The following is a 12,511-nucleotide window of genomic DNA, read 5'->3' as shown; positions in this document are numbered from 1 at the left end:
CCTTATTGGCAGGGAGGAGTGTTTGCTGTATGCGGGTTTCCAATGTTACCGTGCGTCGGCGCATATTCATCGCACTCGTGGTGGGAATATTCTTGTTTATGGCTATGGTTTCTCGGCTGGGCTATATCCAGTTAGTTCAAGGACAATGGTTGCAGGATGAAGCCAATGACCTATGGAGCCGCAATGTAAAATTCGAAGCAAAACGCGGTAATATCAAAGACCGACATGGTGAGGATTTGGTGAAAAATACAACGGTTCCCTCCGTGATGGCCATACCGGCACAAATAAAAAATCCTGAAGAGACAGCTAAGAGGCTCGCAATTATTTTAGGGCAGTCAGAGCAAAAGATACTAACTGAAATTAGCAAACGTTCTCAAATGATTGTACGGGTTCCTGGAGGACGCAAGATTTCACAGGAAAAGGCTAAGGAAATACAAGCTCTTGCCCTGCCAGGAGTAAAAGTAGCAGACGACTCCAAGCGTTTCTATCCAAATGGTTCGTTCTTAGCACAGGTACTCGGTTTTACTGGTATTGATAATCAAGGTCTAACTGGATTGGAAAAGATGTATGATAAAATATTGACGGGAACACCAGGCCATGTATCTTTTCCTGCTGATGCGGGTGGGCGAGCTATGCCTGGACACGCGGAGAAGTACGTGTCTCCAGTAAACGGCATGGATATGTACCTAACCATTGATAAACAGATTCAGACCTTTATGGAGCGTGAGCTTGATCAGGCGATGGTTGCGTATCAGCCAGATGATATTCTGTCAATAGCGATGAATCCGAAAACGGGCGAGATTTTAGGAATGGGGAGTAGACCTACCTATAATCCAGATCGCTACCTAGAGTTTGCACCAGATATTTATAATCGTAATTTGCCGATTTGGAAAACGTACGAACCGGGTTCTACATTTAAAATTGTTACATTAGCAGCTTCCCTAAATGAAAAAGTTGTTGATTTAAAAGAAAGCTTTTTTGATCCGGGTCATATAAATGTAGCTGGAACATTCTTACGTTGCTGGAAGCGGCAAGGACATGGTTCCGAAACGATGTTAGAAGTAGTAGAGAACTCCTGTAACCCTGGGTTTGTGGCAATGGGACAACGTCTTGGAAAAGAAAGGCTGTTTGAATATATCAAAAATTTTGGGTTCGGTCAAAAAACTGGCGTTGATTTAATCGGGGAATCGAATGGCATTCTGTTTAAATTAAATCGTGTTGGACCCGTCGAATTAGGCACGACTTCATTTGGGCAGGGGGTATCGGTAACACCGATTCAACAGATGGCAGCAGTCTCGGCCACAATCAATGGTGGTAAGCTAATGAAGCCTTACATTGCCAAAGAGTGGAGGGATAGTGTTACACACGACATTATCGCTCGCACAGTGCCCACTCAGGTGCGTCAGGTTATTTCCGAGGAAACATCTAAGCAGGTGCGCAGTGCATTGGAAAGCGTTGTTTCCCGTGGAACAGGGCATAATGCATATATTGAAGGCTATCGGGTTGGGGGAAAAACGGGTACTGCCCAAAAATCCGTCAATGGACGTTATGCAGCTAATGAATACATCGTATCATTTATTGGATTTGCTCCGGCAGATGACCCACAGATTCTCGTGTATGTAGCTGTTGATAATCCAAAAGCACAGGCATTTGGAGGTACGATCGCAGCTCCTGTTGTCAAAAATGTGTTAGAATCCAGTCTGCCTTACCTTAATATAGAGAAACGCCCTAGCGATATTGAGCGTGAGATTGCATACGGTGATAAAAAGTATGTTGAGGTACCTAATTTAATAGGAATGGCCATAAAAGAAATTGCAAATTCATACTATACGATGCCTTTAGAGGTTTCCGGTAAGGGAACTCATGTGATAAAACAGTCTCCAAAACCGGGGATAAAGGTGGAAGAAGGCTCAAAAATTCGCGTCTACCTTGGTGACAAAACGGCCAATTAGCTATACAATAGATGTTCGTAGAGGGAGATAGCTTTTTATCTCCCCTTCTTATCGCATTTCTACTTTTGAAAAGAAACATCTTTTGTCTATACTAGTTGGAGATTGGGGTGCCATTGTATGTTGTTAAGGGAGTTACTTGCTCCTTTGCTAGTCAGTCATATAAAAGGTGATGACCAAGTAGTTATCACTGGAATAACGGCTGACTCGCGTAATGTTAAGCCCGGGGACTTATTCATCTGTCTGTCTGGTTTTACTGTAGACGGTCATGAATTTGCGGCCCAAGCGGTGGAAAAGGGAGCAATCGCCATTATTGCTGAGCATGAAATCGAGGTGGACAAAACAGTTGTCATCGTACCAGATTCAAGGCGGGCAATGGCATTCTTAGCTGATCGGTTTTTCGGCTCTCCATCACAGAAGCTAAAGCTGATTGGGGTTACAGGAACCAATGGAAAGACGACGACGACACATTTGATTGATAAAATCCTAACAGACCAACAGAAAAAGACGGGCTTGATTGGAACGATTCACATGCGTATTGGGGATCAGATTGAGAAGGTGAAAAATACGACACCAGATATTATTGATCTACAATCTAGTTTCCGCCGAATGTTGGATATTCATACGGATTATGGCATTATGGAAGTTTCCTCACACGCTCTTGATATGGGACGTGTACATGGCTGTGACTATCATACAGCGATTTTTACGAACATGACGCAAGATCATTTAGATTATCATAAGACATTTGAAAACTATCGTCAGGCAAAATCTCTGTTGTTTGCCCAATTAGGAAATAGCTATGATCAACAATCGTTGAAAACAGCGATCCTGAATGCAGATGATGAGGTGTCGAAGTATTTTGCTCATGTAACACCAGCTCGTGTGCTTACATATGGAATAGATCAACCAGCGGATGTGAGGGCTGTTTCTATTCGTGTTACATCTGCTGGAACTAGCTTTTCCGTGCAGAGTTTTACCGGAGTGGCAACAGTAAATATGAAATTAATGGGCAAGTTTAATGTATATAATGCATTAGCAGCTATTGCGGCTACCCTTGTTGAAGGAGTTCCACTGGCGGCTATTATCAAAAGCTTAGAAGAAATTCCAGGGGTAGACGGACGTTTTGAACCAGTGTCGCTTGGACAGGATTATGCTGTAATTGTAGACTATTCCCATACGCCGGACAGCTTAGAAAATGCACTGATTACAGCAAAAGAATTTGTAACAGGGCAACTGATCTGTGTGGCAGGCTGTGGTGGAAATCGCGATCGTACGAAACGTCCAATTATGGCTCAGATCGCAACGAAATACGCTGATTATAGCGTCTTAACTTCAGATAATCCTCGTTTTGAGGAGCCAGAAGCCATCTTGGCTGATATGGTAGGTGGATTACAGGACGTCGATCAAAAACGCTTCACTACAATTGTGAATCGACGCGAAGCCATTTTGCATGCTATTTCGCAAGCAAAACCTGGGGACTGTGTTCTAATAGCAGGGAAAGGGCACGAAACCTATCAAGAAAGTAAAGGTGAGATCTTTCCGTTTGATGATCGGGAAGTAGCAAAGGAAGCTATCCATGAACAGAAAAGAAAGTAACAACTATGACTACTCATTAGCTACTAGGCAAGAAAGGAGGTAGGGGCATGCCATTTGATAATGTCTTATTTATAACAATCATTGCAGCCTTTCTCATTGCTGTTTTAATTGGTCCGCTGTTTATTCCTATGCTTCGCCGATTAAAGTTTGGTCAAAGCATTCGTGAAGAAGGCCCCAAATCTCACCAGAAAAAAGCGGGAACACCTACTATGGGGGGAACCATCATTGCCATGGCTCTCCTATTAACCGTGTTAAAATTTTCGAAGTGGAACACGGAGTTGTTGTTTTTAATTGTTGTTACGTTTGGATACGGACTTATCGGTTTTCTTGATGACTTCATTAAAATTAAAAGAAAACATAATTTAGGCTTAACTGCGAAGCAAAAGTTCTTAGGCCAAATCCTATTAGCGATTGGTGCTTATTATTTACTATTGCAGATGAATCATCCAACAACGCTGACCATTCCAGGAACATCTTTAGGGATTGATCTGGGATTCTTCTATTTCCCTTTCCTCGTTTTTCTACTCGTGGGAAGTACAAATGCTGTTAACCTTACAGACGGCTTAGATGGATTGCTGGCAGGCACAAGTGCCATTGCTTTTGGAGCCTACGCGATCATTGCTTGGAATGCGTCAAATATGGATACGGCTATCTTCAGTGCAGCTGTGGTTGGCTCTGTTCTGGGCTTCCTCGTGTTTAATGCTCATCCAGCACGGGTATTTATGGGTGATACTGGCTCACTTGCCTTAGGGGGAGCGTTAGCAGGGATTGCGATCATGACCAAAACAGAATTGCTACTGGCGATTATCGGAATTGTTTTTGTCATTGAAACGCTATCGGTTATTATTCAAGTTGTGTCTTTTAAAACTCGCGGAAAACGAGTTTTTCGTATGAGTCCCTTACACCATCATTTTGAGCTAACTGGTTGGTCTGAATGGCGTGTGGTGGTAACATTTTGGCTTGTGGGCATTCTATTTGCCGGATTAGGTGTTTATTTAGAGGTGATACGTTAACATGGATATGTATAAAGGAAAGCTCGTTGTTGTATTAGGTCTGGCAAAAAGCGGTGTGGCGGTTGCAAAACTGTTACACCGTTTTGGTGCTATTGTCATCGTAAACGATCAAAAATCACGTGAGGAAGCTACTGGCTATGAAGAGCTGGAAGAGCTAGGGGTACAAGTTATTACTGGTGGACACCCGAATGATCTCATCTCCAAGGATGTAGCATTAGTGGTCAAAAATCCTGGGATTCCTTATGAATCAAAGCCTGTTCAGCAGGCTTTAGCAATGTCGATTCCAGTTATTACAGAGGTAGAGCTAGCCTATCGTTTGTCCAAAGCACCATTAATCGGTATTACTGGCTCTAATGGGAAAACCACGACGACTACCTTAGTAGGACTTATTTTGCATGCAGCTTCAGTGGATGCTATCGTCGGTGGAAACATTGGCACGGTGTTATGTAGTTTGGCGGAAGAGATGAAGCAAGATCAGTATTTAGTGGCTGAATTAAGTAGTTTTCAATTGATGGGGACCGATACGTTCCGTCCTCATATTGCTACGATCTTAAATCTGTATCCAGCGCATCTGGATTATCATCATTCGTTTGAAGAGTATACCAAGGCAAAATGTAAAATTTTTGCCAATCAGACGGAAGACGATTATGCAGTTCTGCCATATGATCATGAACCCGTGATGCGGGTTTGCCAAAACATTCGAGCAAAAGCCTTTTATGTGAGCATTAAACAAGAGGTCCCTTGTGGGGCATTTATCAATGATGGTATTGTCTACTTTAAAAATGAGGATGGCAAGCTAGATGAGATTATGAAAGCTACAGAAATCTCATTGCCTGGAGAATTCAATCAGGAAAATGCACTGGCGGCTATCGTAATGAGTAAATTAGCTGGTGCAGACTATGATGCAATGAAGCATGTATTACGTAGCTTTAGTGGTGTTGAACATCGTTTAGAATATGTTGATACGATTGATGATGTTAAATATTATAACAATTCCAAAGCTACTAACTCCGAAGCTGCTATTCGTGGTATTGAAGCATTTGAGGAGCCGGTTGTCCTTATTGCAGGTGGACTAGACCGGGGAGTAGATTTTGCTGAATTAGTTACACCATTGAAAACCAAAGTAAAAGCAATTGTGACTTATGGGCAAACCTCGCCCGTTTTACAGAAAAGAGCCGAAGAAGCAGGGATTGAACTTCGTTTTGCCGTCGATACTGTAGATAGTGCTGTTAAACAAGCAGCGGCTATCGCGGAAGCGAACGACGTGGTCTTGTTAAGCCCGGCTTGTGCTAGTTGGGATATGTTTCCTTCCTATGAAGTAAGAGGGAGCATGTTTAAGGATAGCGTGCATAAACTTAGAAACAAGCCTATATAAACATGTCCCTTTGTGAGCTAAGACAAAAATGAAATCAAAGGGACGAGGTACGAAAGGATGGCTTGCTATGAGTAAAGTACGTTCTGCCCCTGATTTTGTTATCGTTTTTGTCACTCTGCTCCTGTTAGGAATAGGGATTGTGATGGTTTACAGCGCCAGTGCCGTATTTGCCCAACATAAATTCCAGGACCCGTACTTTTTTACCAAGCGGCAGATCATCTTCGCGATATTGGGTATTGTTTCCATGTATGTGATGATGAATATTGACTATTGGGTATGGAAGAAATGGGCCAAAGTCGGATTTATCATAAGCATGGCGTTGCTCGTTGTGGTTCTGATTATCGGGCGAGAAGTTAATGGTTCAAAAAGTTGGCTTGGATTTGGCTCCTTCGGTATCCAGCCTGGGGAATTTGCCAAATTTGGGGTTGCTGCTTTTTTAGCCAGATGGCTATCGGATAATCAAAAGAATATCGTTTACTTTAAAAAGGGATTGTTTCCTGCATTGATAATCCCAGTTGCATGTTTCGGGTTAATTATGTTACAACCTGATTTAGGGACTGGAAGCGTGTTGATGGGTATGGCGGTTCTAATGATTTTTGCCTCTGGAGCAAGAATAAGTCATTTCATCGGGTTGGGGATGATTGGTGTCGCTGGTTTTGTTGGATTGATTCTTTCAGCACCATATCGAATGGCCCGGATTACCTCATTTCTTGATCCATGGTCAGATCCATTAGGCTCGGGGTATCAAATCATTCAGTCACTATATGCAATTGGGCCAGGCGGTCTGTTAGGACTTGGATTGGGAGAGAGCAGGCAAAAGTTTTCCTACTTACCTGAGCCTTATAATGACTTTATTTTCTCCATTATTTCTGAGGAATTAGGCTTTGTTGGCGGGACGCTGGTGCTGTTATTATTCTTGCTGCTGTTATGGCGAGGTATGCGAGTAGCGATTACTGCTCCTGACCTGTTTGGGAATTTGTTAGCTCTTGCTATTATCGGCATGATCGGTATCCAAGTAACGATTAATGTAGGCGTTGTAACGGGGATGTTTCCTGTAACGGGGATTACCCTGCCATTTTTAAGTTACGGTGGTTCCTCGTTAACGCTAATGCTTACACAGGTAGGCATCTTGCTAAACATCTCCCGCTTTTCCAGATGACAGATAACATAAATAGAGATGGGTGATATTATGAGAGTCGTGTTAACAGGGGGAGGAACTGGAGGACACATCTATCCGGCGCTTGCGGTTGCAAAAGAAATTTTGCGTCATGAACCGCAAGCTGCCTTTTTGTATATCGGTACCCATAAAGGGTTGGAATCTACTATTGTCCCCAAATTTAACATTCCCTTTCAAGCAGTAGAGATAGCAGGCTTTAAGCGAAAACTCTCTTTTGATAATGTGCGCACAATCATGAAGTTTATACGTGCTGTCTCTGATTCAAAACGGATGCTAAAAGAATTTAAACCAGACGTTGTTATTGGTACAGGCGGATATGTTTGTGGACCAGTTGTGTACGCAGCAGCAAAGCTTGGTATTCCGACGATTATTCATGAACAAAATATTGTACCTGGTATTACAAATAAATTTTTATCTCGTTATGTGAAGCAGATAGCAGTCTCTTTTGAGGAGTCCTTGCCATTTTTTCCACAGGCAAAAACAAGCTTTATTGGTAATCCGCGAGCTACGGAAGTCATACATAGCGATCCTAGTAAAGGAAGAAGCATGCTAGGACTACCACGCGATAAAAAGATAGTGCTAGTTGTTGGGGGGAGTCGTGGGGCTAAAGCGATCAACGAGGTGACGCTCGCATCACTAGCTCAGTTTCATACGTATTCTGACTGCCACTTTGTCTATGTAACGGGTGCTGTTCATTATGAATCGATTAATGAACGTGTTGAGCAAATGACAAATCGACCAAGCAACTTTACGTTGGTTCCATACGTCGATCATATGCCAGACCTACTTGCAGCAACGCATGTGATCATCAATCGAGCAGGAGCCTCTTTTTTAGCAGAAATCACGGCACTTGGCATACCGTCGATTCTCATTCCATCTCCGTATGTAACGAATAATCACCAGGAGAAAAATGCACGAGGATTAGAAAGAGCCGGTGCGGCAGCCGTCATAGTCGAAAAAGAGTTAACATCAACAAAACTGATGTCCACGCTTCATAGCATGTTGACAGACGAACAAAAGTGGAGCAATATGCAAAAGGCGTCACTCTCATTAGGAATGCCAGAAGCTGCAAGTAGTCTTTATCAACAGATAGTAAAAGTAGTAAATCGCTAATAATAGGCGTTTGTCACGCTAGATCGGAAATGCGCATAGTATGAGAGCAAACGCGTGATTGAAAAAGTTCCGACCTAGCATTTGTGTCAGGAGGTTCTTATGAGGCATGTAGCAGAAGCATTAGAACAAGCAAATGTTGGAAAGGTTTGGGTTGAAGAACCTCTCGCCAAGCATACCACATGGCGAATAGGGGGACCGGCAGACCTGATGATCCAGCCTACAGATAAAGAAGCGCTCATTCGGGCGGTTCAAATTATCCATCAACATGAAATTCCCTGGACTGTTATTGGGCGCGGTTCCAACCTTCTAGTGAGGGATGGAGGGATACGTGGAGCCGTGTTTAAGGTGGCTCAGGGTTTAAGTCACTGCGAGTTTCAGGGAGAAACGGTGTGTGTTGGTGCAGGGTACTCTATGGTACGCTTAGCAGTAGAGGCAGGAAAGCAGGGCTTGACTGGATTAGAATTTGCAGGCGGGATTCCTGGATCTGTTGGAGGAGCTGTCTACATGAATGCCGGGGCGCATGGATCTGATCTTTCACGTATTCTAACAAGTGCCGAAATCCTTTTCAACGATGGAGAGACGAAGATAGTTAGCAAGGAAGAGATGCAGTTTAGCTATCGCACTTCCCTATTGCAACAACGCAAGGGTATAGTTATTGAAGCTACTCTTCAATTGCAGACCGGTGACCGCAGAGAGATTGCAACGTCGCTGGCAAAGTTTAAAGAGCGCCGGCTCAGTACGCAACCTTTCAACTCACCTTGTGCGGGTAGCGTGTTCCGTAATCCGCCTGGAGATCATGCAGGGCGTCTGATTGAAGCGTCAGGGCTAAAAGGCTTTACCATTGGGGGGGCTCAAATATCAGAGATGCATGCTAATTTCATCGTAAATCGAGGAGGAGCCACGGCGACCGACGTCCTCACCTTAATTGAGCATGCTCGTGCTACGGTACTGAAAAATTATAACGTAGATTTGCATACGGAGGTTTTGGTGATCGGCGAGGGGTAACACGGAGGTGAAAGTTTGGAAGCTTTTGCTATCGAAGGTGGAAAACCTCTGTCCGGAACGCTACGGATTCATGGAGCCAAAAATGCTGCTCTGCCGATTCTAGCTGCGACTGTACTCGCTGAAGGGCAGTTTCATATCTACGATGTACCACATTTGAAGGACATAGAAGTAATGCTCAAAATTTTGAGCGAAATTGGAGCGAAAGTAAGTCACGAAGATCATACTGTCATGATTGATACAGTAGGTATCAATCAGACTCAAGTACCTGAAGATCTAATGGGACAAATGCGTTCTTCCATTTTCCTTATGGGCCCACTATTAGCTCGTTTAGGGGAAGTAACAATTTCACGTCCAGGAGGCTGTGCCATCGGGGAGAGAAGAATTGATCTTCATCTTTCAGGCCTAGCTGCTTTAGGTGCCCAATACATTGATGCTGAGGGCTACATTACTTTCCGTTCACCAGCGCTCGAAGGTACTAAAATATTCTTAACGTTTCCAAGTGTAGGTGCAACGGAGAATATTATGATGGCTGCTGTTCTGGCAAAAGGTACGACCCGGATTTATAATGCCGCACGCGAGCCCGAAATCATTGATCTGCAAAATTTCCTAAATTCAATGGGAGCAAAAGTCCGCGGAGCAGGAACGGATACCATAGAGATTGACGGTGTTCCAAGGCTGAGAGCCATCAGTTATCGTGTTATCCCGGACCGGATCGTGACGGGCACGCATCTGTTAGCTGTAGGATTATCAAAAGGTCATATAGAGCTTAGTAATACGATTCCAGAACATTTAACAGCTTTGGTTGAACTGGTACGTGGTAGTGGTGTTGAAATCAAGACATACCATGATATAATGGAAATAAAAAACACTTCTCGTCCACGGGCGATTAATCGCATTATGACGTCTCCCTATCCTGGTTTTCCAACCGATTTGCAAGCACAGATGATGGTGTTTCTATCTCTAGCAAATGGAACCAGCTTGATGAAGGAGACAGTGTTCGAAGGCAGATTCAGGCATGTTACTGAATTAGAGAGAATGGGTGCTTCCATCTTTGTTGACCTAGGAACAGCTTTTATCCGTGGTGTGGATAGGTTTTATGGGGCTACAGTGGAAGCTACAGACTTGCGTGCAGGAGCTGCACTCGTATTGGCTGGTTTAGCTGCCCAAGGCACTACTTATGTTGAACAAACGCAGCATATAGATCGAGGGTACGAACGTATCGAGAGACAACTGCAACAGTTGGGTGCCTCTATCTCTCGTATAACCATATAGCATACAAAAGTGGGGGAGCGGCATGGATGTTATGCCGCTTTTCACGCTGTAAAAGGATAGGGAATAGCGAACCGTAGGGGGGAGAATATATGAATAGGTATAGAGACGACAGAATACCGCTCGTTAAAAATGCTACGCCGCGCAAGAAAAAAGGAAACCGCCGTTTAATTATTATTCTGGCTATCTTTTTCTTACTAGTCTTAGGCGTGGTATTCTTCCGCTCTCCTTACAGTAAGGTAACTGATATTCAAGTCTATGGTAACATTTTATACACCAAGGAGCAGATTATTCAGGCGTCCACTCTTACCAACGGCATGCAGTTTTTAAATGTATGGGATAGCGATGTTGAAGCAGGTATTTCCACATTAAAGGGTATCAAAGATATCTCTATCTCTCGTGATTTCCCTGGTATCATTCGCTTAAATATTCAAGAATACCGCCGAACGGCCTTGTATGTAAATGGACAAAAGCAGCCTAGCTATTTATTGGAGGATGGGACGATCTTAGCTCCTCCAACCCAAGTCCTTATGATGGACAGACCCATTATTCAAGCTTGGGCAAGTAAAGATCCAAAAATGTTAAAGCAGTTGGCTGAAGCTCTTGTTTCACTACAAGGAGGCGTTTTGCACCAAATCTCTGATCTATCGCTAGTACCTACCAAATATGACAATCAGCAAGTGGTGCTAAATATGCGGGATGGGAATGAGATTCGTAGTACTCTCTCGCAATTAAAGAAAAAACTACCCTGGTACCCGTCCATTGTGCAGGAGATTCCTAAGGAGCAAAAAGGAATTGTTAACTTATTAGATGTGACATGGTTTGAGGAATACGGTCATCATGTGACTAACCAACAACAGTTACAACAACTAACAAATCCTGATGGTAGCTTAACGAATGAGTCAGGCACAGGTACAGATACGTCTGCTAATGGAAGCACTGAGAATCGTACGCAGGATCAATCTTCACAATCACCGGACAACAACGGTCAAAATAATAATAGTAACCAAAAGAATGGACAAAATACCGACAATCAACAAAATGACATTCAGAATAATGGAAATGATAACCAGAATGAAGGTAGTCGGAATACCTCGAGCACAAACAATAATCAGAACCAGAACAATAATCAGAGCCAGAACCAGAACCAGAACCAGAACAATAACCAGGCTAATAGTAATCAAAATAACCATCCAACAGAAGAAACAACTACTTCTTTTGAATAAAATTCGAGGAGTTCAAGCAACTAATAGAGCCAGCTAAGTGTCTAGAAGGAAAATGAAAGGTGACAAAAGGCATGCGAGTTAGGAAATTTCATGTTTATCTTACGCTGGTCATGTTTAGTACCGGATTTCTGATGGCTAACTCCATCGAGCTGACCCAGCTACACAAAAAAGTGGTGCAAACAGAAAAAGAATTTCAGCAGGAAACCAAGCTGAATGAACGTATTATTGCCGAACGGGAAAAGAATCGGGCACTTGAGCAGCAATATACGGAAACTCAGCGTAAAATATCTCAAGTAGAGACAGCTATGGCCAATCATCAATCTGAAGCGGCATCGCTCTTAACAGCTTTAGACCGCTCGCGTCTACTGGCTGGAACGGTACCGGCGACAGGAACTGGTTTAATGGTTACCCTTCGAGATAACCCTAGTCCAATTAGCACTAATGTTGTACAAAATATTGTCCACGAACAAGACATTTGGAGAGTGGTAAATGAGCTATTTGTTGCTGGGGCAGAGGGAATTAGCGTGAATGACCAACGCTTGGTTACCAGCTCCTCGATCCGTTGCGTTGGACCTACTGTTATTGTAAACGGGGTAAAATCAGCAGCGCCTTTTGTAATTAAAGCAGTGGGAGATCCTGTTACTTTAGAAGGAGCGCTTCATTTACCAGGCGGGGTGATTGATTCATTTGACGGATTTATAAAAATTGAAACGGCGAAGAAAGATTCCATAGAACTACCTGCTTTTGTAGGTGAAGTGAAAATGGGAACAAGCTCTTCCTCCTAA

Annotated in this window: 10 protein-coding genes; all 10 read left to right on the top strand. The window is 43.3% G+C overall.

What is annotated here, in order from left to right; translation table 11 throughout:
- Positions 1 to 29: 29 nt before the first annotated feature.
- The 10 genes from BrL25_RS02930 (at position 30) to BrL25_RS02885 (ending at position 12,511) form a co-directional block, all read left to right on the top strand.
- A complete protein-coding gene (locus tag BrL25_RS02930) occupies positions 30 to 1,952 on the top strand; it encodes a stage V sporulation protein D (RefSeq protein WP_018671865.1) in 1,923 nt (640 codons plus the stop codon).
- Positions 1,953 to 2,069: 117 nt separating this feature from the next.
- Complete coding sequence (locus tag BrL25_RS02925) at positions 2,070 to 3,548, top strand: UDP-N-acetylmuramoyl-L-alanyl-D-glutamate--2,6-diaminopimelate ligase (RefSeq protein ID WP_018671864.1); 1,479 nt, start codon at positions 2,070 to 2,072, stop codon at positions 3,546 to 3,548.
- Between the two features lie 47 nt (positions 3,549 to 3,595).
- Positions 3,596 to 4,561 carry a phospho-N-acetylmuramoyl-pentapeptide-transferase gene (mraY, locus tag BrL25_RS02920; RefSeq protein WP_018671863.1) on the top strand — a complete coding sequence of 322 codons (966 nt, stop codon included), beginning with the start codon at positions 3,596 to 3,598 and terminating at the stop codon, positions 4,559 to 4,561.
- A gap of 1 nt (position 4,562) precedes the next feature.
- Positions 4,563 to 5,936 (top strand): UDP-N-acetylmuramoyl-L-alanine--D-glutamate ligase, encoded by a 1,374-nt coding sequence (gene murD, locus BrL25_RS02915; RefSeq protein WP_018671862.1) that lies wholly within the window; start codon positions 4,563 to 4,565, stop codon positions 5,934 to 5,936.
- A gap of 67 nt (positions 5,937 to 6,003) precedes the next feature.
- Positions 6,004 to 7,095: a stage V sporulation protein E gene (gene spoVE / locus BrL25_RS02910; protein WP_018671861.1), complete on the top strand. Its 1,092-nt coding sequence runs from the start codon at positions 6,004 to 6,006 to the stop codon at positions 7,093 to 7,095.
- Positions 7,096 to 7,125: 30 nt separating this feature from the next.
- Entirely contained in the window at positions 7,126 to 8,226 is a 1,101-nt protein-coding gene (gene murG, locus BrL25_RS02905) for an undecaprenyldiphospho-muramoylpentapeptide beta-N-acetylglucosaminyltransferase (RefSeq protein ID WP_018671860.1), read from the top strand.
- A gap of 99 nt (positions 8,227 to 8,325) precedes the next feature.
- Positions 8,326 to 9,231 carry a UDP-N-acetylmuramate dehydrogenase gene (gene murB, locus BrL25_RS02900; protein ID WP_018671859.1) on the top strand — a complete coding sequence of 302 codons (906 nt, stop codon included), beginning with the start codon at positions 8,326 to 8,328 and terminating at the stop codon, positions 9,229 to 9,231.
- A gap of 15 nt (positions 9,232 to 9,246) precedes the next feature.
- A complete protein-coding gene (gene murA / locus BrL25_RS02895; protein WP_018671858.1) occupies positions 9,247 to 10,503 on the top strand; it encodes a UDP-N-acetylglucosamine 1-carboxyvinyltransferase in 1,257 nt (418 codons plus the stop codon).
- Positions 10,504 to 10,592: 89 nt separating this feature from the next.
- Positions 10,593 to 11,726, top strand: a complete 1,134-nt coding sequence (locus BrL25_RS02890) for a cell division protein FtsQ/DivIB (RefSeq protein WP_018671857.1) — start codon at positions 10,593 to 10,595, stop codon at positions 11,724 to 11,726.
- Positions 11,727 to 11,797: 71 nt separating this feature from the next.
- Positions 11,798 to 12,511: a DUF881 domain-containing protein gene (locus BrL25_RS02885; protein WP_026315174.1), complete on the top strand. Its 714-nt coding sequence runs from the start codon at positions 11,798 to 11,800 to the stop codon at positions 12,509 to 12,511.

Source organism: Brevibacillus laterosporus DSM 25, assembly GCF_002706795.1.
Classification (GTDB): domain Bacteria; phylum Bacillota; class Bacilli; order Brevibacillales; family Brevibacillaceae; genus Brevibacillus_B; species Brevibacillus_B laterosporus.
This window is presented reverse-complemented; position numbering and strand designations above follow the sequence as displayed.